This is a genomic window from Methylocystis suflitae (assembly GCF_024448135.1).
Lineage (GTDB): Bacteria > Pseudomonadota > Alphaproteobacteria > Rhizobiales > Beijerinckiaceae > Methylocystis > Methylocystis suflitae.
The window spans coordinates 13877-35352 of sequence record NZ_JAMRYX010000196.1 but is presented as its reverse complement, the minus strand read 5'-3'; the positions used below and the strand labels follow the sequence as shown (position 1 = coordinate 35352).

The window sequence follows — 21476 nt, the reverse complement described above, 5'->3', positions numbered from 1 at the left end:
GCCGCCGTCGCGCGCTTTGCTTGCGCCGTCTTGGGCGCCGTCATGGGCGCTGTCTTGGGTGCCGTCATGGGTAGAGCCGCTCCTTTCGCCAATCTTCGCCTGGCTCCGTCCGGAAAAAGCGGACGCGGTCGTGGAGCCGGAACGGCCGATCGGACCAGAATTCCATCGCAACAGGCGCAATTCGAAAGCCGCGCCAGTAGGGCGGGCGGGGAATGCCGCCAACCGCATATTTTGCGGCGAAGACGGCGACCGACTTTTCGAGCGCGAACCGGCTTTCCAGCGGGCGCGACTGTTGGCTCGCCCAGGCGCCGATGCGGGAGTCGCGCGGCCGGCTGGCGAAATATTCATCCGCCTCGGCGTCGCTGACGCGGCTGACGGGTCCGCGCAGCCGCACCTGCCGGCGAAGCGACTTCCAGTGAAAGAGCCCCGCCGCCTGCATGTTCGCCTCGAGTTGGCGCCCCTTGGCGCTCTCGGCGTTGGTGTAGAAGACGAAACCCTCTGGGGTCCATTCCTTCAGGAGCACCATGCGCGCGTCGGGCAGGCCGTGAGCGTCGGCCGTCGCCAAGACCATCGCCTCGGGATCGTTCGGCTCTTTGAGTTTGGCCTCCTCGAACCATTGGCCAAACAATGCGAAAGGTTCGGCGGCCTCGACAAAGTCACCCGGCGTTAACGCGTTCAAGCGAGAATCCTTTCTCAAGCCGATTCAAAGATCGGCGCATCAAAGGTGGCGCTTTGCACTTCCAGTGCGTCAGACATACCGCCGCTTGCGTCATTGCTCAAATGTCGCGCGGCGCAAGGCTCATCGTTCTGACGGCGACGGCCGGCGGGCTCGCCGGCTGTTCGATCGCCGTTCCCATGGCCTCGGACCCCTCCGTCATGTGGAATTCGGAGCGCGTCGCGTCGGACGTCACAAGCGCGATCCCAAAATCTCCTCCCAAACTGTCTGGCGCGCTCGATTCGGAAGATCAGCGCCGGGCCATCGCCGCGCTGAGCACCGCGCTCGACCCGCAAGGCAGCGGCGCGAGCGTCAATTGGGACAATCCGCAGAGCGGCGCCAAGGGCTCCTTCACCCCGGTCGGCCAGCCCTATCCGCTGGAAGGCAGAATCTGCCGCGCCTTTCATGGCGACATCGTCGTGAAAGAGACCGAGGAAAGCCTTCAGGGCGCGGCCTGTCGTGAAAAAACCGCCGAATGGGCGCTCACCGAGGTGAAGCGCTCCAGGAAAGGATGACATGTCGGCGCCCTTCGGCAAACGACTCATTGTGACGACCATCGCCGCGATCCTGGCGATTCCTGCCTTCTTTTTCGTCGCGCGCGCCATCACGGCCTGGAGGCAAGGCTATGACTGGGCGGAAATGGATTGGGACGACAAGGGCCGTACGTCGATCGCGGATTTCCTTCGCGCCGCTGACGTGGGCAAGCGGCCGGTCGACGTCAATGGTCAGTCTTGCGTCGAATATTTCATTTATAGGGACGGGATCACGGTGAAAATCGTCTGTCCGCAACGCCGAAGCTAAAGCAACACGCCCGGATTGAGGATGCCCTTGGGGTCGAGCGCCGCCTTGATGGCGCGCATGGCGTCGAGCGCGACCGGGTCCTTCGTTGCGCGCAAGAGATCGCGTTTCAGCCGTCCGATTCCATGTTCGGCCGAAATCGAGCCGCCGAACTCGTGCACGAGGCCGTGCACGATGGCGTTGACCTCCGCCCAATGCGCGATGAATTCCGCTCTATCGGCGCCGACAGGCTGCGAGATATTATAGTGGATGTTGCCGTCGCCCATGTGGCCGAAGGGAACCGGCCGCGCCAGCGGGAAAGCGGCGCGCAGCCTTTGCCCAGCCTCCTCGATGAAGCGCGGAATCGTATTCACCGGAACGGCGATGTCGTGCTTGATCGAGCCGCCTTCGCGCTTCTGGGCTTCCGACATGCTTTCGCGCAGCTTCCACAGCGCGCGCGACTGATCCAGCGATTGCGCGAGGATCGCGTCCTGCGCCAAGTTCGCGTCGATCGCCGCGGCGAGAATGTCGGCGGCGGCGCGCTCGGCTTCGCCATCGGCGAAGGCGGCAAGCTCGATCAGCGCATACCAGTCGTGCGGCTGCGCCAGAGGATCGCGCGTTCCGGGAATATGACGCAGGACGAGCTCGAGCCCCAATCGCGACACGAGCTCGAAGGCGTTAAGCATCGGACCCGCGCGGCCTTTGACGAAGTTCAGCAGCAAAAGCGCCTGGTCAGGATCGCGAAGCCCGAGAAAGGCCACGGCGTGGGAGCGCGGAGTCGGGAAAAGCTTCAGCGTCGCAGCGGTGATGACGCCCAGCGTGCCTTCCGAACCGACGAAAAGGCGCGTCAAATCGTAGCCGGTGTTGTCCTTGCGCAGGGCGCCGAGGGTCGAGAGCAGCCGTCCGTCGGCGAGCGCGACCTCGACGCCCAGCACCAAATCGCGCATCGAGCCATAGGCGAGGACATGCACGCCCCCGGCGTTGGTCGCGAGATTGCCGCCGATCGTGCAGCTGCCTTCGGAGGCCAGAGAGAGCGGGAAATAGCGGTCGGCGGCCTGCGCGGCGTCTTGCGCTTGCGATAGCGTTACGCCGGCCTCGACCGTCATCGCGTCGGCCGTCGCGTCGACGGCGCGAATCTGATTGAGCCGTTCGAGCGAAAGCACGACGGATGCGCCGCTTGGGTCGGGGGTTTGTCCGCCGACCAGTCCGGTGTTGCCGCCCTGGGGCGTTACGGACGCGCCGGTTTCATTGCACAGCGCCAGGATTCCGGCGACGTCATGTGCGGTTCTTGGCTTGAGAACGCAGAGCGCGCGGCCATGATAGAGGTCGCGAGGCTCAGCCAGGTAAGGGGACATCGCCGTCGCGTCCGTTACGACGGCCGCCTCGCCGACAATGGCCGCGAGACGAGAAAGCAAAAGAGGCGCGTCAGACCGAATGGCTGTCACAGGCAGTAAGATGCGCCCTTTTTGTCGCGCTGTCCTTAGCGATAGTTGCGGCGATCATCTTTGCGGCGGGCGTAGACATAAGCGCGCATGGCGACCGGCGCGCTTGCGAGGACGATACTGCACAATGTCGCGGCGATAAGCGCATTCATCATGACGTTCTCCTTCCAGACCACGGAAATCATTAGAATTTCCGCCTACGCTGGACCACTCGCAAATCCTATGCCTGATTTGGGCGCCCGGCAACTCCGCTTTGCCAGAACCCGGCCGCGCCTCGGCGTTTCTTGACCGTCCTGTGACATTCTTGGCACGCAAGAGCGACGCAGGCGCCGACAATTTCACCCAAGCAGACGCCGTTTTGCGGATTTGCGTCCGCTCGACTTCTCGAAAACGGCCACGATCTCGACATGCGCCGCATAGCGAAACTGGTCGAGCGGCGTGATCTCGCGGATGACGTACCCGCCTTTGAGCAAAATTGCGGCGTCACGGGCGAAACTTTGTGCATGGCAGGAGACGGCGACGACGATCGGAACTTCCGATTGCGCGATTTCTGCCGCCTGAGCGGCGGCGCCGGCGCGCGGCGGATCGAACACGACAGCGTCGAACCCATTGAGTTCATGGGCGCTGAGCGGACGCGTAAAGAGATCGCGGGCGATGCCTTCGAGCGCGCGCAGGCCTCGCGTCGCATGCGCCGCGGCGCGCATCGCCGCGAGTGCGGCGGCGTCCATATCATAGGCTTTCACCTGCGCGCGCCGCGCCAGCCGAAGCGCGAAGGCCCCGACGCCGCAAAACAGATCGGCGACGTTTTGCGCTTTCGCCGTCGCGCTCAGAACGCGCGCCGCGAGCGCTTCTTCGCCGGCCTGGGTCGCCTGCAGGAACACGCCAGGCGGAAGCGTGAGCGGCGCCTCGCCGATTTCGATCTGCGGCGCCCGGCGCAGCGCGATAAGCCTGCCGTGATTCGTCAGCCGCGCGAGATCATGCGCGTCGGCCGCGGCGATCAGCGCGCCGGTTTCTAAATCATTGAGCGGCCCGCCGCCGCGCAGCTCCACGTCGAGGCCGCCGAGGGTCGCCGTGACGGCGATGTCGAGCGGCTTGCCGCGCGACGCGAGAATTACGGAGATCGCGCGGGCGGCGGGCAGCGCGCCGCAAAGCTCGGGCGCGAGTACTGGACAGGCCTCGATCTCGACGATTCGATGCGAGCGCGCCGCCATATAGCCGACCCGCGCCTTGCCTGCGTCGAACCGGGCGTGGAACGTCACGCGCCGCCGGCCGGCGCCATGCGCGTCGACGGTCGGCGCGACATCGAGCGTCAGCCCCGCATTTGCGAGCGCCGTTTCGACGAGGCTGCGCTTCCAGTCCGCATAGGCGTCCGCGCGCAGCGTTTGAACGGCGCAGCCGCCACAATTCTCAAAGTGCGGACAGATCGGCGCGATGCGCTGCGGCGACGCTTCGACGATGTCGACGAGACGCGCGTGCTCGTCGTCGACCTCCGCCGTTACGGTTTCGCCTGCGAGAGCATAGGGCACGAAAACGCGACGAGCGCCAAGCAGCGCCACGCCCTCGCCGCGATGGCCGAGCCGCTCGATGACGAGACGCTCAACGCTCATGATCGCGCCGCATGAATCAGGAATTCGCGATTGCCGTCGCCGCCCTCGATCGGCGAAGGAATGACGCCGCTTACACGCCAGCCGAGAGCTTCGATGTCTCCTTCCGTGCGGGCGCAAACCTCTGTGTGAATTTTCTCGTCGCGCACCACGCCTTTCTTCACGGCGGCGCGCCCCGCTTCAAACTGCGGCTTGATCAGCGCGACAAGGTCGGCGCGCGGCGCGGCGAGCGAAAGAACGTGCGGCAAGAGCGCCGCCAGCGAAATGAAGCTGGCGTCGATCACGATCAGGCTCGGCGCCTCGGTCAAATGCGCCGGGGTCAGCGTGCGGGCGTCCTGTCCTTCCAGCGAGATCACGCGTTGATCTTCGCGCAGCCGCGCATGCAGTTGCCCGTGACCGACGTCGATCGCGACGACGTGACGCGCGCCGCGCGTCAGCAGAACGTCGGTGAAGCCCCCCGTCGAGGCGCCGACGTCGAGACAGAAGCGCCCGTGAGGGTCAACGCCAAACTGGTCGAGCGCATGCGCAAGCTTCACGCCGCCGCGCGACACCCAGGGGTAGGCCGCGCGCGCGACAATATGCGCGTCGGCGGCGATTGGCTCGGAGGGCTTTTTGACGATGCGGCCGTCGACGCTCACGAGGCCGGCTTCGATCGCCTCGCGCGCCTTGGCGCGACTCTCGAACAGCCCTCGCGCATGGAGCGCCGAATCGGCGCGGGTCCCGGCCAAGTTCACTCTCCCGTCTGCAGCAGCGAGCCGGCGCGCCGCGCGCTTTTCAGCAGCAGGCCGAACGCCGCCGATGCGGCCGCGAACAGAAAGACGTCGATCGCAAAGCCTTGCGTCAGCAGATCCCAGCGGATGACGTGATCGATCAACACGCCGCGCAGCCCTTCGAACACATAGGTCGGCGGCAGCATCCAGGAGACCGGCTGCAGCCAGTTGGGCAGCGTGGTCACCGGATAATAGACGGCGCCGAGCGGCTGCACGAAGAACATCAGCGACCAGACAAGATTTTCCGCGCCAAGTCCAAAGCGCAGCAGAATGCCGGAGACGAAGAGGCCGATGCTCCAGGCGAAGAACATCAGCACGACGAAGAAGGCGGCGAAAGCGATCCCGAGCGCCCAGAGATTGAAGCCGAAGAACAGGATCGCCATGATCGTGACGGGAAGCACGCCGACGGCGAGTCGAATGAGGCTCATGGCCACAAGCGCGCCGACGAACTCCGCCGGCCGCAGCGGGCTCATCAGAATGTTGGGTAGATTGCGCGACCACAATTCCTCGATGAAGGAGAAGCAGAAGCCCTGTTGTCCGCGCAGCAGAATGTCCCAAAGAAGAATGGCGCCGATCAGCGTGCCGGCGGCTTGCGCCGCCCCGCCCGGCGCCGCGAGAGCGCCGGCGCGCACGAGATAGGTTTGCAGAAATCCCCAGGTGAGGAGCTGAATGGCCGGCCAATAGATGATGTCGAGCACGCGCGTGTAGGACGCGCGTAAGAGATAGGCGTAGCGCAGCACCATCGCGCCGATGCGCTTGAAGGAAACATTCATGCCGAGGCCCCCTCGACACGGCCGCGGGCGACGTCGAGAAACACTTCTTCGAGCGTGTCGCGGCCGTAGCGCGCCAGGAGGCTTGCGGGCGAATCGTCGTCGACGAGCGTCCCGTCCTTCAACATCAGCACGCGGTCGCACAGACGCTCGACCTCGCTCATATTGTGGGAGGCGAGCAGGATCGCGCAATTATGCGTGCGCCGATGCGCTTCGAGACGCGTCCGTACCCAGTCGGCCGTGTCGGGGTCGAGCGACGCCGTCGGCTCGTCCAGCAGCAGGAGCTGCGGGTCGTTGATCAGCGATTTGGCGATGGCGACGCGCGTTTTCTGGCCTGCGGACAGGCGTCCGGTCTGCCGGTCGAGAAAATCGCCCAGCGCCAGATCCTTCGCAAGCTGCTCGATCTTCGCGTCGAGATCCGCGACGTCGTAGAGCATGCCGAAGACGCGCAAATTCTGCCGCACAGTGAGGCGATGCGGCATGTCGACATAGGGACTTTCGAAGTTCATCCGGCCGAGCGCGCCATAGCGTTCGCGCGACATGTCGCAGCCGAAAGCGTGGACCGAACCTTGCGTCGGTTCGATCAGCCCCATCACCATGCCGATCGTCGTGGTCTTGCCGGCGCCATTGCCGCCGAGCAGGCCGGTGACGGAGCCTGCCTCCAGCGAGAAATCGAGCGGGCCGACGACTCTACGCTTGTCATAATTCTTGGAAAGGCCGGCGACGGCGAGCGTCGGCCTTGGCGCGACTGCATTTTGGGACATGGAGGTTATTAAGCTCGCCGCGGGCCGCCTCGCAAGGGCGTCACGTCTGGCAGCAGGGACAATAAAACGTCGAGCGGCCGGATTGAACGACGCGCGTGATCGTTCCCTTGCAGCCGGGCGTCGGGCAGGCGGCGCCTTCGCGGTCATAGACGCGGAAACTATGCTGGAAATAGCCGAGCGAGCCGTCGATCTGGCGATGATCCCGTAAGGACGAGCCGCCCGCCTTTAGCGCATCCGTCAAGACGTCCTTGATCGCCTCCGGCAGCCGCGCCAGCGCCGCCGTTGGCCGGCCGCTGGCGAGAACGAGCGATCCCGCGGCGCGCAGCGGCGAAATATGCGCGCGATGCAGCGCCTCGCAGACGTAGATATTGCCCAGGCCGGCGATCAGGCGCTGGTCGAGCAGCAGCGCCTTCGCCGGCGCCGCGCGTCCGCGAAAGGCGTGGGCAAGGAATGCGGCGTCGAGCGCGCCATTCAAAGGCTCGACGCCGAGGCCGCGAAAGAGCTTGTCTTCGTCGACTGCATGCGTGGCGATGAGCAGCATGTAGCCGAAACGGCGCGGGTCGTTGTAGACGACGCGCCGCCCATGATCGAGATGCAAGACGACATGGTCATGCGCGGCGTTTTTGTCGCGCTTGTGGTGAAACGCGCCTGGCGTTTCTTCATCGATCCGAAACGAGCCGCTCATGCCAAGATGCATGATCAGCGAATGGCCGTCGTCGAGATCGACGAGGAGATATTTCGCGCGACGGCGAAGGTCGAGAACGCGCCGGCCCTGAAGACGCGCGGCAAAGCGTTCGGGGAACGGAAAGCGCAGATCGGGGCGCCTCAGCTCGACGCGCTCGATCGTCGCGCCGACGAGCGCGGGCGCCAATCCCCGTCGCACGGTTTCGACTTCGGGCAGCTCTGGCATAAACTAAGGTAGACCCCGTCAAGGAGCCGGCGGGCTGGATTGGCGCGGGCGTAGCCACCGGCTCGGCGACAGGCTATACCGTCCCCTTCCTTCCTCGTCACCCGAGCGCCTGATGATTGATCGAACTTCCGAGCGAGAGGGCTCGACCCATTTCGGCTATTCCGAGGTTCCCTTGAACGAGAAGCAGGGCCTCGTCGACGACGTCTTCCACAAGGTTGCGCGGCGCTACGATATCATGAACGACCTCATGTCGGGCGGTATGCACCGGCTGTGGAAGGACACGCTCGCCGCCAAGGTCAATGCGCGGGGGCGCAAGGGCTTTCGCCATCTCGACGTCGCGGGCGGCACGGGCGACGTCGCTTTTCGCATCGCCGCCGACGCCGCGCATGACGCGGAAATCGTCGTGCTCGACATCAATGGCGACATGCTGGAAGTGGGCCGCGATCGCGCGCGAGATCGCAGCCTTTCCGGCGTCGAGTTCGTGCAGGCCAACGCCGAATCGCTGCCTTTTCCCGACGCGCATTTCGACAGCTACACGGTTGCTTTCGGCATTCGCAACGTGCCGCGCATCGACGTCGCCCTTGCCGAAGCCCATCGCGTGCTGAAGCCCGGCGGCCGGTTCCTGTGCCTTGAGTTTTCGCAGGTCGCCGTTCCGGGCCTCGACAAGCTCTACGAAGCCTATTCGTTCAACGTCATTCCGGCGATCGGCAAGCTTGTCGCGGGAGATTCGGAGCCCTACCGCTATCTCGTCGAATCGATCCGCAAATTCCCCAGCGCGGAAGAATTCGAACGGATGATCCGGAAGGCGGGCTTTCGACGCACGGGCTTTGAGCGGTTGACGGGCGGCGTCGTCGCGATCCATTCCGGCTGGAAGAGCTGATCTCAAAAGAGCGCGCTGCGAAAAAGCGGGATCCGGTTTTTCGCGTAACGCCGCGCTCTAATCTTTGGCTTCGATCACCTTATCTGGAGTTTGGGCGATTCCGCCCGAATGAAGCGTGATCTAAAGAGCGGCGGCGTTCGTGATCCTTGGCGTCGGTCATTTCTATCGTCTGGCGCGCGCCGGCTACATCATGGCGCGCGAAGGCGTCTTTGCGCTTCTCGATCCGGCGCTTCTGCCGCCGGCGGCGGGGCCGCTCGTGCGCTTCGCCAATCTCTTCGCGGGCGGCAAGCGCGACGGCGCCGGGACGGCGCTGGTGCGCGCGCTGGCGCAGATCGGCCCCTCCTATGTGAAGCTCGGGCAATTTCTGGCGACGCGCCCCGACATCGTCGGGGGCGAGATCGCCGATGCGCTGACCGCGCTGCAGGACCGGATGGAGCCGTTCGGCCGCGACAAGGCCGTCGCGATCGTCGAAAAGGCGCTGGGCCGCAGCATAGACGAGCTGTTTGTGTCTTTTGGCGAGCCTGTCGCCGCCGCGTCCGTCGCGCAGGTGCATATGGCCCAGGCGCAATACAAGGAGGGCGTGCGCAAGGTTGCGGTGAAAGTGCTGCGCCCGGGCATCGAAGGCCGATTCGCGCTCGATCTGCGCGACATGTATCGCGTGGCGCGATTCGCTGAGCGCTATTCCTCCGAAGCGCGCCGGCTGCGTATGATCGAGGTCGTCGATACGCTCGCGCGCACCGTAAGGCTTGAAACCGACTTTCGTCTCGAGGCGGCGGCCGCGTCCGAATTCGCCGATAATGTCGCCGGCGATCCGGAGATTCACGTGCCCGCCGTCGACTGGAGCCGCACGGATCGCGAAGTGCTGACGCTCGAATGGGTCGACGGCGTTCCTCTCTCGGATATCGAGCGGGTTGCCGCCGAGGGCTACGACCTCAAGGCGATCGGCCGCAACGTGCTGCAGTCATTTCTGCGCCATGCGATGCGCGACGGTTTTTTTCACGCCGACATGCATCAGGGCAATCTCTTCGTCGACAAGCGGGGCCGGCTCGTCGCCATCGACTTCGGCATCATGGGCCGGCTGGGATTGAAGGAGCGCCGGTTCCTCGCCGAGATTCTCTACGGCTTCATCATTCGCGACTACAAGCGCGTCGCCGAGGTTCATTTCGAGGCGGGCTATGTTCCCGCCGCCCATTCCATTCAAGAGTTTGCGCAGGCGCTGCGCGCCATCGGCGAGCCGATGCACATGATCAACGCCGCCGATATTTCGATGGCGCGTCTCTTGACCCTGCTCTTCGAAGTGACGGCGCTGTTCGACATGCGCACGCGCACCGAGCTGGTGCTGCTGCAAAAGACCATGGTCGTCGCCGAGGGCGTCGCCCGCGCCTTCGATCCCAAGCTCGATATATGGAAGACCTGCGATCCGGTGGTGCGCTCCTGGATCGAGGAGAATCTTGGCGTAAAGGCGAAGATCGAGGACGCGAGCAGAAGTCTTACGGAGCTGGCGAAGCTCGCGACGCGCCTGCCGCAGACGCTGCAGGAAGCCGAAACGGCGATCCAGCGGGTGAGCGAAATGTCCGAGCGCGGCGTGGATCTTTCGCCGCACTCGATCGAGGCGCTGGGCGAGACGCGCCGGCGCTCCGACAGGACGATGCTGATCGGTCTCGCCTTAGTGCTCCTTGCCGCCATGTGGATATTCGGGCGCTAATCTCAAGGCCTTGGCGTAACGCGAAGATTCGTCTCGGGCGTCGGCACGTCGCCCTGCTCCTTGAGCGACGGCCTTTCAGTCCACTTCCACAAAAAACGCCGCCCCCATTAACAATGGCGGGCGGCGCTTTGTTTGGTCGACAACCGACGCGGCGTCTATTTCACCCCGACAAGCTCCACGTCGAAGATCAGCCAGGCGTTCGGCGGAATGACGCCGCCGGCGCCGCGCGCGCCGTAGCCGAGTTCTGGCGGAATGACGAGCGTGCGCTTGCCGCCGACCTTCATGGTTTCCACGCCCTCGTCCCAGCCCTTGATCACCTGGCCCTGGCCCAGCGGGAATGCGAACGGCTCACCCCGATCGCGCGAGGAGTCGAATTTCTTGCCCTTCTCGCCATTGTTGTAGAGCCAGCCCGTGTAGTGCACGACCGCGGTCTGGCCGATCTTGGGGGTCGCGCCCGTCCCGACCTTTGTGTCCTTGTACTGAAGGCCGGTAAGGCTTTTCGTCATCTGCTCTTCAGTGCGCGCTTCAACGGTGAGCGCGAGGCTCGCGACTGCGGCAAATGCGGCCAGAACCGCTTTGGAGACAAGGCGCATCTTTCGTTCCTCCAGCTTGTTTGAATCGCCGATCGAGCGCCTCAGGTCGAGGAAACCCGAACCTATTCCAGCACGCCAGTGTCGCGGGCGAGTTGCAGCAAATCCTTCTGCGGCCGCGCGCCGACGTGGGAGATGATCTCCGCCGCGGCGAGCGCGCCGAGCATCGCGCTGCGTTCATGCGGCAAGTCCTGCGTGTAGCCGGCGAGAAAACCGGCGGCGAAGAGGTCGCCGGCGCCGGTCGTGTCGACGACCGCATCGACAGGACAGGCCGGCGCGGCGAGGGCGCTCGCGCCATTCGCCACGACGCAGCCCTTTTCCGACCGCGTGACGACGCCAAGCAGCCCGTCTTCGGCGCGCAGCGCCGCGAGGGCCGTCTCGAAATCGCCGGTTTGATAGAGCGCGTGCAATTCGCTTTCATTGGCGAAAACGATGTCGACGACACGGTCGCGAATGAGAGATAGAAATTCGCCGCGATAGCGATCGACGCAGAAACTGTCGGAAAGGGTAATCGCCACCTTGCGTCCGTTGGCGCGCGAGATCTTCGCCGCCTTCAGGAAAGCCTCCTTGGCGCCCGGCGGGTCCCAGAGATAGCCCTCCATATAGAGGACCTTCGCGCGCGCGACCGTCTCCTCGTCGATGTCCGAGGGGGCGAGCGCCTGACAGGCGCCCAGAAACGTGTTCATCGTGCGCTGACCGTCCGGCGTCACGAAAATCAAGCAGCGCGCGGTCGCGGCGCCGTCGGCGGCTGCCGGCGTGTCGAAGGCGACTCCGGCCTTGCGGATGTCATGCGCGAATTCGCGCCCCGCGTCGTCCTCCTTGACCTTGCCGACGAATCCCGCGGCGCGCCCCAGGCTCGCAAGGCCCGCCATGGTGTTGGCGGCCGAGCCGCCAGAAATAACCGTCGTCGGGCCCATCGCTGTATAAAGTTCAGCGGCGCGCGCTTCGTCGACCAGCGTCATCGAGCCTTTGCGCAGTCCAGCCTGCAGCAAATCATCGTCCTCGGCGCGCGCGATCGTGTCGACGATGGCGTTGCCAATGCCCAGAACGTCAAATGATAAGGTCATGAGCGTCGTTAATCCGTTTAGCGTAGGCAATCGGGCGTCTGCGCGCCGCTGGCGCGTTGTCTAGCATTGCGCCGCGGTTCCGTCGATCACATGCGAGGCATGCGCGAAATCCACGACGTGATGCGGCCGAGCGCCGCGCCGTCAAAATATGGATTTGCGGCTATCTGCTGATCGGCGACAGGATCACTTCGATGACGATGACGAACAGCGCCGCCGCGAAGAAGGCCGGCGCCGGGCGCAGCGACACGTGCCGGAACACGAAGGCGTACATGAACACCATCCAAATCAGAATCGGAAAGAGCAGAAAGCGCAGCAGCTTTTCGGTCGGCAAGGGCGGCGGCAGGGCGATGCCGAAGAGGAGGTGCAGGACAGTATAAGCGAGCGCCCCAAGCCCGCTCATGATGGCGAGCGCCGTGGCGGTGCGCTGAAACTTTGCGTCCTCTTTCAGAACGCGCAGCAGACCGTAAGTTCCGCCGTAGAGAAGGACCACGCTCATCACGCCGTAGATCAGGCTCCCGAGCAGCGAGTGGTTGAACGACTGCGCGATCGCCTGAAGCACGCCATAGGCGCCGAAAGCGCCCCACATCAATTCGCGCGAATCCGGCAGCGAGAGCTGCGACGCTTCGAGATTGATCATCTTGAGCACGGTCTGCGGCGTCTGCTGATTGAGAAGCGGAATATTGATCTGCATGGAGAGCGTTTCCGTTTTTGGCGTGGGAGAAGGCGAAAGCCCTACCCGCATTGGAAGCGAAAAGTCGTGCGGCCCAGCGCGCCGCAAGAGCGCTGGCCGGGCCGCACGACCAATTGGCGCCTATCTACCATGCTTTCACGGAGCGCGGAAATACGGCGATTCTCATGGTGCAGCGCAAACCGGCAGGTTAACGCAGGCGCCGGCTCCAATCCTCGCGCGCAACCACCTCGACGATGCGCCGCGCGGCGTCGCGCCAGGCGACGCGCAAGACCTGGTCCGGTTCGGCGGCCCGGCGGCCGTCGAGAAAGTCGGCGACCGTCTCGGCCAGCGCCTTGGCGTCATTGACGCGAAAATAGAGCGCGCCGGCCCCTCCGACCTCGCGAAATACCGGGATATCGCTGCAGATCACCGGGCGGCCGCGCCGCGCCGCCTCGACGATCGGCAGGCCGAAGCCTTCCGCATAGGACGGGAAGATCAGCGCCGCCGCGTGATCGTAGAGAAACGAAAGCTCGTCGTCGTCCGCGTCGTCGAACCAGAACAGCCGACGACCGAATTCTTTGTGTTCGAGAATTTCGCTCGCCACCGCTTCTTCAAACCAGCCGCGCCGACCCACGACGATGAGCCGGACGTCGCGCCCTCTCGCCCAGAGGTCTTCAAAGGCGCGAAGGGCGACGCGCTGACCCTTGCGCGGTTCGATCGTGCCCACGGCGAGAAAGACCGGCGCATCGTCGGCGACCGCCGCTTTGATCTTGTCGCGCGGCGCGGCGTCTGCGCGCAGCGCAAGATCGGAGCCGCAGTGAAACCAGCCGATCTTGAGACCGGGACGATGCGGCAGCCCTTGCGCAGCGACATAGTCAGCGAGTTCGTCGGCGACCGTTCGCGAAATCGCCAGAAAACTGTCGCTCTCAAGGAGCGCCTTGCGCAGCCAGGCGCGATAGCGCGGCACCGTCACTTCGTGGCAGGCGTGCGGATAAAGCTCTGGAATGAGATCGAAGATGCAGGTGACGACCTCGCCGCCCTCGTCCCGAATCTTCGCGAAAATCGGCGCGAGTTCGTCGAAGGCGTTCCAGCTGTCGGAAAGCATCAGAAAGCGGTCGCCGCCGGCGATCGCGATCTCGGAGTCTGGCGAGGCGTCGCCGCCGACGAGCTCCGCGACGAAGCCGTTGGCGGTCAGCAGCCGGCCGGCTTCGCAGCGAACCGCCACCGCGGGCAGGTCGAAGCTTTCGCCGCTATAGAGGCCGCGCGTCACTTCCTTGACGACGCGCTGAATGCCGGTGCCGGCGTCGCGCTTGATCGTTCCCGTCACATCGACCAGCAGCCTTCGCGCCGGCAGCGGCGCGCCTCGAACGGCCGGAGCGCCCTCACCGAACGTCGATGGCGTCGTCGCGTCGGGCGGCGGCGGGCGAAAACGCGCGACGAGAGCGTTCGCGGCGTCGGCGAGGAACGCTTCGATCGGTCGCAGAAAGCGATAGATGTGGCCGGAGACCGAGTAGATCAGCCGATAGCGCTCATGAGTCAGATGCAGGAGTTCGGCGCGCAAATGTTCGAGCTGAAATTCGAGCAGGCGGGTGCGTTCGCGCTCCTGCTCCGGATCTCGGCTTTGCCGCTCGCTCATGACGTCGCCGTTGCGGCCTGCGTTTGGGCTGCGCGGGCGTCGTCGAGAAGCGCCTGCAGCATGTCGTCGATGTCGTGGCGGGGACGCCAGCCCGTCGCTTCGGTCAGCCTCGTCGCGTCGCAGGCGACGCTGGCGATGTCGCTTTGGGGGCGCAGCAGCGCCGGATCGATCTCGATCGCAAATTGAGCCCTGGCCCGCCCCCGCAACCGCTCGAGCAGCGCTTCCAGGCTATGCGCCGTTCCGGAGGCGATGTTAAAGATCGAGACGGAGGCGGGCAGATCCGGCGCTTTTTCGATCAGCCGCATATAGGCGTCGACGACGTCGCGCACGTCGAGGAAATCGCGGGCCTTGGAGAGATCGCCGACCATGAGTCGCGGCTCGGCCCGGCCGGTCTCGATCGCCGCGATCTGCGCGGCGAAGGAGGCGAGAGCGAAGTTGCGATTGCGCTGGCCGGGACCTGAATGATTGACCGGCCGCGCCACAACGAGCCGCCCTTTGGCAGCCAGCAGATCGGCAAGCGCGCTCTCGGCGGCGACCTTCGAGCGGCTGTAGAAGTCGAGCGGCCGCAACGGGGCGTCCTCGTTCAAGACCCCGTCGCGAAAGCTCGCGCCATAGGCGGCCGCCGTCGAGGCGAAGAGAAACGCCGCCGTCGGGCAGTGACGTGCGACCGCCGAGCCGAGCGCGAAGGAGCCGTGAAAATTCGCCCGCCAGGTCATTTCGGCGGCGTGCAGCGCCTGACCGATCGACGCCTGACCCGCGAGATGCACGACGAGATCGGGACGCACCCGCGCAATCAGCGCGTCGATCGCCGGTTCGTCGGTGAGGTCGGCGGCGGTCGCTTCAAAGGCTGGATGGCCGCCGCGTTCGCCGGGACGCAGCAGCAGCGACAGCGTCGCCTGCGGATAGGCCGCGGCCAGCGCCGCGCAGAGGTGGCTGCCGACAAATCCGGCGCCGCCCGTCACCAAGATGCGCTCGAAGGCGGCCATCGCGGGCGCCCTTTTCAGGTTAGGCGGACTCGCGCCGCAGCCGCGCAAGATCGGCGTCCACCATCTCGCAAATCATCTCGCGAAGATCGATCTCCGGCTTCCAGCCGAGAACCTTGCGCGCCTTGCTGGAGTCGCCAAGCAGGACGTCCACCTCGGCCGGACGATAGAACGCCGGGTCGATGATGACGAATTTCTCCATGTCGAGGCCGGCGTGCTCGAAAGCGATGTGGCACATATCGCGCACCGTGGTGGTGACGCCGGTGGCGACGACGTAATCGTCCGGCTTCTCCTGCTGCAGCATCAACCACATGGCGCGCACGTAATCCTTGGCGTGCCCCCAGTCGCGCTTGGCGTCGATATTGCCGAGCCGCAACTCCGTGGCGAGGCCGAGTTTGATCGCGGCGACGCCGGTCGTGACCTTGCGGGTGACGAATTCGACGCCGCGCAGCGGGCTTTCATGATTGAAGAGAATGCCCGAGGAGGCGTGAAGGCCGAAGCTCTCGCGATAGTTCACGGTGATCCAGTGGCCGTAGAGCTTCGCCACGGCATAGGGGCTGCGCGGGTAGAAGGGCGTCTTCTCGCTCTGCATCGGCTCCTGGATGAGCCCGTACATTTCTGAGGACGACGCCTGGTAGAAGCGCGCTTTGGGCGCGCCGAGCCGCATCGCCTCAAGCACGTTGGTCACGCCGACGCCGGTGACGTTCGCGGTGAGGAGGGGCTGGCGCCAGGAAGACGCGACATAGGACTGCGCCGCGAGATTATAGATTTCGTCCGGCTGAACGTCCTGCACGGTGCGCAGCAGGCTTGAGAGATCTGCAAGATCGGCGTCGTGCAGATTCAGCTTGCCGCTGATGCCGAGCCAACGCAGGCGATGGTCCTCGACGCCCCGGTGCGACGAGCGCCGCACCACGCCATGCACCTCATAGCCCTTGTCGAGTAGAAACTGGGAGAGATAGGCGCCGTCCTGTCCTGTAACGCCGGTCACCAGCGCGCGCTTGGTCATTAATGGTCCTATTCAAATTGGCCGGCGGCCGTGGCGAAGGCGAAACCCCCGCAGCCGCGCGCCCTCCGGGCGTTTCTCGACCTAGCGCGGGCGCAAAAGGGCGCGCGCGACGCAATTACAGAATCAGGGCGCCTGAAGCAAGAGCGTGGGCAAGAACAGGCCGGACGGCGGCAGGCGCCGCCGTCGGCAGCGGAGAGAACGGCGTTGGTCCGCTTACGCCGGCTTGTCGGGCGGCGGCAGTTTGCCTTCAGGCGTCGCCTTGTCGATCACTTCCGGCAAATACTGGGCGAGAAGCGCTTTCGCCTTGTCGATGTCGACGCCGGCGTTCTTGGCGATTTCCATCAGCTTGTCGGCGTTGACAACCTTGCTGATGTCCATCTCGCTGATCTTTTCATTCGGGCCGAGGCCGATCCAGGAATGGATCTGCTTCCCCAGTCCGGAATTCTCGAAATTCTTGACGACGCCGTCGAGGCCGCCCTGCTTCTCCACATAATCCTTAATAAGGTTTAGGGCTTCGGCGCCGATCACGCCGCCCGCGATCGCTTTGAGCCAACTCATGGTCATTCTCCCTTTTTCAAAAAGCGCGCGCCTTGCGCCGCGCTAGCTGAGATAAGGCAGGGCATAGGCTTTACAATGGCAGGGGATCGGGCAGCCGGTCGCCGACACAGCCTAAGGCCTTCATTCAAATAGGAGATCCTCCTTGCGTTCGCCCCAGCGGCGGATTTCCGCCCAAATGTCCTGAGCGCTTTCAGCATAGCGGAAAAGATGACGGTCTTGCGCGTCGATCACGCCCTCGTCGAGCAGGAATTCGACGTCAAAGGCGCGTCGCCAATAGTTTTCCCCCACGAGAATAATCGGGATCGGCTTGACCTTGCCCGTCTGCACAAGCGTGAGCGTCTCGAATAATTCGTCGAAGGTGCCAAAGCCCCCCGGAAAGGCGACCAGCGCCCGCGCGCGGAGCATGAAATGCAGCTTGCGCAGTGCGAAATAGCGGAAGCGCAGGCAAAGCGATGGCGTGACATAGCTGTTGGGCAACTGCTCGTGCGGCAGGGTGATGTTGAGCCCCACCGTCTCGGCCCCGGCTTCGAAGGCGCCGCGATTCGCCGCCTCCATAATGCCCGGTCCGCCGCCGGTGACGATCGCGAGGCGCGGCCAGTCTCCGCTCTCGCGGGCGGCGCCGACGAGCCCGCCGAACTCGCGGGCGATCTGATAATAGCGCGAATTTTCTCGGGCGCGCTTTGCCGCCGTCAGCTGTCTGGCGAGGGTCGCATCCTCGGGATTTGCCGTCGCCAGCGCCTGCGATTCGGCGAGGCGGCTTTCCGCTAAGGCGGGCTCGACGATGCGAGTCGAGCCGAAGACGACGATCGTATCGGTGACGCCATGGCGTCGCAGCAGCAGTTCGGCCTTGAGATATTCCAGCTCCAGTCGGGGACCGCGGGCTTCGGCCGAGGTCAGGAAATGAATGTCCTCGTCGGCCTTGCGATAGGAGGGACTGGAGAGGATCGCCTGCAGCCGCTTGGCGGCGGCGAGGTCAGGGATGTGCGGCGCCGGCAGTCCGGACGGCGTCCGCTCATCGGGCTCGGACCGACTTCGCTCTTCATCGCTTGCGCTCAATCATGCTCTCCTTGGCGCTTTTCTTTATTTCCATATACGTCCGGCGTATATGACCCGCCGGACGCCGAAAGGCGAAGATTGGTCGAGGAGCAGGGCGAGAGCGCATGGCCGGGCATAGTCAATTCAAGAATATCATGCACAAGAAGGGTAAGCAGGACGCGATCCGCTCCAAGCTGTTTTCGAAGCTTGCCCGAGAAATTACCGTCGCCGCCAAGATGGGCCTGCCCGACCCGAATATGAACGCGCGGCTGCGGGCAGCCGTTCTCGCGGCCCGGGCGGAGAATATGCCGAAGGACAATATCGAGCGCGCGATCAAGAAGGCCTCCGGCGCCGACGCCGAAAATTATGATGAGGTGCGTTACGAGGGTTACGCGCCCGGCGGCGTCGCGGTGATCGTCGAGGCCCTGACCGACAATCGCAACCGCACGGCCGGCGAGGTGCGCTCCTATTTCACCAAGGCCGGCGGTTCGCTCGCCGAGACCGGCGCCGTCTCTTTCATGTTCGACCGCGTCGGCCTCGTCGAGTTCGACAAGAAGGCGGCGACGGAGGACGCGATGATGGAGGCGGCGATCGACGCCGGCGCCGACGACGTCTCGACGACCGACGAAACGCATGAAGTGATCACGTCCGTCGAATCGCTGCGCGACGTCGCCAAGGCGCTCGAGGAGAAATTCGGCGAGCCCCGCAAGGCGGCGCTCGTCTGGCGCCCGCAGAACACGATCAAGGTCGACGATGACTCGGGCGAGAAGATCCTCAAGCTCGTCGGCGCGCTCGAGGACAATGACGACGTGCAGAACGTCTACGCCAATTTCGAGGTTTCCGACGCGCTCGTCGCCAAGCTCTCGGGATAACCCGGCGATGGGGCGATGACGCCGATCCGCGCCGGGGTGAGAGATGCACAATAAGCGAGGCTATCACCACGGGTCGCTCAAACAGGCGCTGATCGACGCCGCTCTTGAGATTCTCGCCGAAGGCGGACCATCGGCGCTGACGCTCACCGAGGCGGCCCGACGCGCCGGCGTTTCGCCCGCCGCCCCTTACCGCCACTTCAGCGGACGCGACGCGCTGATGAGCGAGCTGGCGCGCCGCGGCTTTGAGACATTTGGCGCACGGATTGAAACGGCATGGGACGAAGGCCGGCCCGACGCCAAGAGCGCGATGCGGGCGATGTGCGCCGCCTATCTCAAATTCGCGCGGGACGAACCGGGGCTTTACGCCGCCATGTTCGGGCAGGCGCAAACGCTCGCCGATCCGGGAGCGGGCGGCGCCGCCGACCATGCGCTCGAAATCCTTTGGCGGGCCGTAGTCGCCTGGCTGCAGCAGGCGGGCGCGCCGGCGCAAGGCGCGCGCTACGCGGCGCTTCAAATATGGTCGCTCGCGCATGGCGTGGCGATGTTGACGATTTCCGGTCATTTCGATCCGGTCAAGAGCGCGGATCCGGCGCTGGTGCTCGAGAGCGCCGCGCAAGGCGTCATGGAGAGCGCCGCGGCGCGCGCCAAAGCCGCGCCGGCATAATCTCTTGATAAAGCGCGACGAGCGTCAAATTACGCGCGCGCTTTAATCGTTCATTAACGTTAACGCCCTCAAATGACGTAAATCCTAATTGCGTGAGGGCTTCCGTGACGCAAGCGTCATCCCGACACATCCGCTTCAGAGGCAGGTCCTTTCCCGTCCTGACGCTGGAGCCTGAGCAGCCGATCGAAGGCTGGTTCGAGCAGCTCGACGCGTTGCTTGAGCAGTCGCCCGCCTTCTTCAGCCGGAAGTCGATCGTTATCGATCTCGCCAAACTGACGCTCGAGCGGCCGCAACTCACCGAGCTTCTCGAAAATCTCGCCCGGCGCGGCATACGCGTCATGGGACTGTCGGGCGTCGACCCGTCATGGGCCTCCGACGATCTGCCGCCGATTCTGGCCGGCGGTCGCGCCACCCCGCAGCCGCCGCCGGACGTCAGCGCAACGCGCGCCAAAGACGCAAATCCTGGAACGCTGTCCCCAAGCGAAGAAGCAGCCTTCGAGGATATCGCCAACGCGCTCGGCGCCGGCGGCGCGCAGACCGTCGATCCCAAAGCGTCCGAGCCGCCGGCCCCGACCCCCGCGCCGCTGATCCTGCTGGAGCCGGTGCGCTCCGGCCAGTCGATTTATCACCCGGACGGCGACGTGACCGTGATCGGCTCCGTCGCGTCGGGCGCGGAAATCATGGCGGGCGGCTCCGTGCATATCTACGGAACGCTGCGCGGCCGCGCGATGGCCGGCGCCTATGGCGAAAAGCGCGCGCGAATTTTCTGCCGCAAGCTCGAAGCCGAGCTGCTCTCGGTTTGCGGCGTTTATCTGACCGCCGACGAGATATCGGCGAACGTTCAGAGCCAATCCATCCAGGCCTGGCTCGAAAACGAGACGGTCAAGATCGCGCGGCTCGATTAAGAGAGGACGAACAATGGCCAAGACTTTGGTGGTGACCTCCGGCAAAGGAGGCGTCGGAAAGACAACGTCAACCGCGGCTCTCGGGGCCGCGCTGGCCCAACAGGGTCACAAGGTCGCGGTCGTCGACTTCGATGTCGGCCTGCGCAACCTCGATCTCGTCATGGGCGCCGAGCGGCGAGTCGTCTTTGATCTCATCAACGTCGCCCAGGGCGACGCGAAGCTGCATCAGGCGCTCATCCGCGACAAGCGCTTGAGCAATCTCTATCTGCTGCCCGCGTCGCAGACGCGCGACAAGGATGCCTTGACCGAAGAGGGCGTGCAGCGGGTCATCGGCGAATTGCGCGAAAAATTCGACTGGATCGTCTGCGACAGTCCCGCCGGCATTGAACGCGGCGCGACGCTCGCAATGCGTTTCGCCGACGTCGCGGTGGTCGTCGCCAATCCGGAAGTCTCCTCGGTGCGCGATTCCGATCGCATCATCGGACTGCTCGACGCCAAGACCGAGCGCGCCGAAAAGGGCGAACGCGTCGAGAAACATCTGCTGCTGACGCGCTATGACGCGCAGCGCGCGGGCCGTGGCGAGATGCTCAGCGTCGACGACGTGCTCGAAATTCTTTCGATACCGCTGCTTGGAATCGTGCCGGAGAGCGAAGACGTTCTGCGCGCGTCGAACGTCGGCGCGCCGATCATTCTTCACAACGCCATGAGCCCCGCTGCGCGCGCCTATTCGGAAGCGGCGAAGAGGCTGTGTGGCGAAAAACTGCCGGTGAACATTCCCGCTGACAAGAGGGGACTTTTCGTTCGGCTCTTTGGTCGGAGGGCGGCATGAATATTTTCGGATTGTTCGGGCGTCGCGGCGCCACCGCGCCGGTTGCGCGCGAGCGCCTGCAGATCCTTCTCGCGCATGAACGCAAATCGGCGCGCGATTCGGATCTCATCGCCGTGCTGCACAAGGAAGTCCTCATCGCGATCTCGAAGCACATCAACGTCGACCCTGAAAAGGTCATGGTGAAGATGCATCGCAAGGAAGACATGTCGCTGCTCGAAATCGACATCGAAATCGAGCCGGAGGCGACGCGCGAAACGACCGCGCCGTTCGCAGATGACGCCGTGCTTGAAGATGATCTGAGCGGCAAGGCGGCGTGACGGCTTG

Annotated in this window: 25 protein-coding genes; 9 read left to right on the top strand and 16 right to left on the bottom strand. The window is 64.6% G+C overall.

Annotation, left to right across the window (positions count from 1 at the left end; genetic code table 11):
- Positions 1–64: 64 nt before the first annotated feature.
- Entirely contained in the window at positions 65–679 is a 615-nt protein-coding gene (gene pdxH / locus NEI07_RS15095) for a pyridoxamine 5'-phosphate oxidase (protein ID WP_256035644.1), read from the bottom strand.
- A gap of 101 nt (positions 680–780) precedes the next feature.
- On the opposite strand from pdxH, the gene NEI07_RS15090 reads away from it, so the two are divergent.
- Entirely contained in the window at positions 781–1230 is a 450-nt protein-coding gene (locus NEI07_RS15090) for an RT0821/Lpp0805 family surface protein (RefSeq protein ID WP_256035642.1), read from the top strand.
- Between the two features lies 1 nt (position 1231).
- Positions 1232–1516 carry a hypothetical protein gene (locus NEI07_RS15085; RefSeq protein WP_123174361.1) on the top strand — a complete coding sequence of 95 codons (285 nt, stop codon included), beginning with the start codon at positions 1232–1234 and terminating at the stop codon, positions 1514–1516.
- On the opposite strand, the gene NEI07_RS15080 is transcribed toward NEI07_RS15085, so the two are convergent.
- From NEI07_RS15080 to mutM, 7 genes are all read right to left on the bottom strand, one after another.
- Complete coding sequence (locus NEI07_RS15080; RefSeq protein WP_256035640.1) at positions 1513–2937, bottom strand: FAD-binding oxidoreductase; 1425 nt, start codon at positions 2935–2937, stop codon at positions 1513–1515. The two genes, NEI07_RS15085 and NEI07_RS15080, sit on opposite strands and share 4 nt — an antisense overlap.
- 35 nt (positions 2938–2972) lie before the next feature.
- Positions 2973–3119 carry a hypothetical protein gene (locus NEI07_RS15075; protein ID WP_196399245.1) on the bottom strand — a complete coding sequence of 49 codons (147 nt, stop codon included), beginning with the start codon at positions 3117–3119 and terminating at the stop codon, positions 2973–2975.
- Between the two features lie 153 nt (positions 3120–3272).
- Positions 3273–4541, bottom strand: coding sequence for a class I SAM-dependent RNA methyltransferase (locus tag NEI07_RS15070; RefSeq protein ID WP_256035639.1), 1269 nt, complete (start codon positions 4539–4541; stop codon positions 3273–3275).
- Complete coding sequence (locus tag NEI07_RS15065) at positions 4538–5266, bottom strand: TlyA family RNA methyltransferase (protein ID WP_256035638.1); 729 nt, start codon at positions 5264–5266, stop codon at positions 4538–4540. The genes NEI07_RS15070 and NEI07_RS15065 overlap by 4 nt, the downstream gene beginning before the upstream one ends.
- 2 nt (positions 5267–5268) lie before the next feature.
- Entirely contained in the window at positions 5269–6081 is an 813-nt protein-coding gene (locus NEI07_RS15060) for an ABC transporter permease (RefSeq protein ID WP_256035637.1), read from the bottom strand.
- Positions 6078–6842, bottom strand: coding sequence for an ABC transporter ATP-binding protein (locus NEI07_RS15055; protein ID WP_256035636.1), 765 nt, complete (start codon positions 6840–6842; stop codon positions 6078–6080). The genes NEI07_RS15060 and NEI07_RS15055 overlap by 4 nt, the downstream gene beginning before the upstream one ends.
- Before the next feature lie 40 nt (positions 6843–6882).
- On the bottom strand, positions 6883–7752 hold the full coding sequence (gene mutM, locus NEI07_RS15050; RefSeq protein WP_256035633.1) for a bifunctional DNA-formamidopyrimidine glycosylase/DNA-(apurinic or apyrimidinic site) lyase: 870 nt from the start codon (positions 7750–7752) through the stop codon (positions 6883–6885).
- 109 nt (positions 7753–7861) lie between these two features.
- Between mutM and ubiE the strand changes: the two genes are divergently transcribed.
- Both ubiE and ubiB read left to right on the top strand, forming a co-directional pair.
- Positions 7862–8632, top strand: a complete 771-nt coding sequence (gene ubiE / locus NEI07_RS15045) for a bifunctional demethylmenaquinone methyltransferase/2-methoxy-6-polyprenyl-1,4-benzoquinol methylase UbiE (RefSeq protein WP_256035646.1) — start codon at positions 7862–7864, stop codon at positions 8630–8632.
- A 139-nt stretch (positions 8633–8771) separates the two neighbouring features.
- The gene (gene ubiB, locus NEI07_RS15040) at positions 8772–10337 is read left to right on the top strand and encodes a 2-polyprenylphenol 6-hydroxylase (RefSeq protein WP_256035632.1); all 1566 of its coding nucleotides are present in this window, start codon (positions 8772–8774) and stop codon (positions 10335–10337) included.
- Positions 10338–10492: 155 nt separating this feature from the next.
- Here the strand turns inward: ubiB and NEI07_RS15035 are convergent, their stop codons facing one another.
- From NEI07_RS15035 to NEI07_RS15000, 8 genes are all read right to left on the bottom strand, one after another.
- Positions 10493–10930: an FKBP-type peptidyl-prolyl cis-trans isomerase gene (locus NEI07_RS15035; protein ID WP_256035630.1), complete on the bottom strand. Its 438-nt coding sequence runs from the start codon at positions 10928–10930 to the stop codon at positions 10493–10495.
- Positions 10931–10992: 62 nt separating this feature from the next.
- Positions 10993–11994, bottom strand: a complete 1002-nt coding sequence (locus NEI07_RS15030) for an adenosine kinase (RefSeq protein WP_256035629.1) — start codon at positions 11992–11994, stop codon at positions 10993–10995.
- Positions 11995–12154: 160 nt separating this feature from the next.
- The gene (locus NEI07_RS15025; protein WP_256035628.1) at positions 12155–12685 is read right to left on the bottom strand and encodes a hypothetical protein; all 531 of its coding nucleotides are present in this window, start codon (positions 12683–12685) and stop codon (positions 12155–12157) included.
- 187 nt (positions 12686–12872) lie between these two features.
- Complete coding sequence (locus tag NEI07_RS15020; RefSeq protein WP_256035627.1) at positions 12873–14300, bottom strand: glycosyltransferase family 4 protein; 1428 nt, start codon at positions 14298–14300, stop codon at positions 12873–12875.
- Positions 14297–15286: an NAD-dependent epimerase/dehydratase family protein gene (locus NEI07_RS15015; protein WP_256035626.1), complete on the bottom strand. Its 990-nt coding sequence runs from the start codon at positions 15284–15286 to the stop codon at positions 14297–14299. The genes NEI07_RS15020 and NEI07_RS15015 overlap by 4 nt, the downstream gene beginning before the upstream one ends.
- 19 nt (positions 15287–15305) lie before the next feature.
- Positions 15306–16289, bottom strand: coding sequence for a GDP-mannose 4,6-dehydratase (gene gmd / locus NEI07_RS15010; RefSeq protein WP_256035625.1), 984 nt, complete (start codon positions 16287–16289; stop codon positions 15306–15308).
- Between the two features lie 213 nt (positions 16290–16502).
- Positions 16503–16847 (bottom strand): YidB family protein, encoded by a 345-nt coding sequence (locus NEI07_RS15005; RefSeq protein WP_256035624.1) that lies wholly within the window; start codon positions 16845–16847, stop codon positions 16503–16505.
- A gap of 120 nt (positions 16848–16967) precedes the next feature.
- Positions 16968–17903 carry an LOG family protein gene (locus tag NEI07_RS15000; protein ID WP_256035623.1) on the bottom strand — a complete coding sequence of 312 codons (936 nt, stop codon included), beginning with the start codon at positions 17901–17903 and terminating at the stop codon, positions 16968–16970.
- 104 nt (positions 17904–18007) lie between these two features.
- On the opposite strand from NEI07_RS15000, the gene NEI07_RS14995 reads away from it, so the two are divergent.
- The 5 genes from NEI07_RS14995 (at position 18008) to minE (ending at position 21469) form a co-directional block, all read left to right on the top strand.
- Entirely contained in the window at positions 18008–18754 is a 747-nt protein-coding gene (locus tag NEI07_RS14995) for a YebC/PmpR family DNA-binding transcriptional regulator (RefSeq protein ID WP_256035622.1), read from the top strand.
- 43 nt (positions 18755–18797) lie between these two features.
- Positions 18798–19418, top strand: a complete 621-nt coding sequence (locus NEI07_RS14990) for a TetR/AcrR family transcriptional regulator (RefSeq protein WP_123174345.1) — start codon at positions 18798–18800, stop codon at positions 19416–19418.
- A gap of 104 nt (positions 19419–19522) precedes the next feature.
- The gene (minC, locus tag NEI07_RS14985; RefSeq protein ID WP_256035621.1) at positions 19523–20323 is read left to right on the top strand and encodes a septum site-determining protein MinC; all 801 of its coding nucleotides are present in this window, start codon (positions 19523–19525) and stop codon (positions 20321–20323) included.
- 13 nt (positions 20324–20336) lie between these two features.
- Complete coding sequence (minD, locus tag NEI07_RS14980) at positions 20337–21152, top strand: septum site-determining protein MinD (RefSeq protein ID WP_256035620.1); 816 nt, start codon at positions 20337–20339, stop codon at positions 21150–21152.
- Positions 21149–21469, top strand: coding sequence for a cell division topological specificity factor MinE (gene minE, locus NEI07_RS14975; protein ID WP_256035618.1), 321 nt, complete (start codon positions 21149–21151; stop codon positions 21467–21469). Before minD ends, minE begins: the two co-directional genes overlap by 4 nt.
- Positions 21470–21476 lie beyond the last annotated feature (7 nt).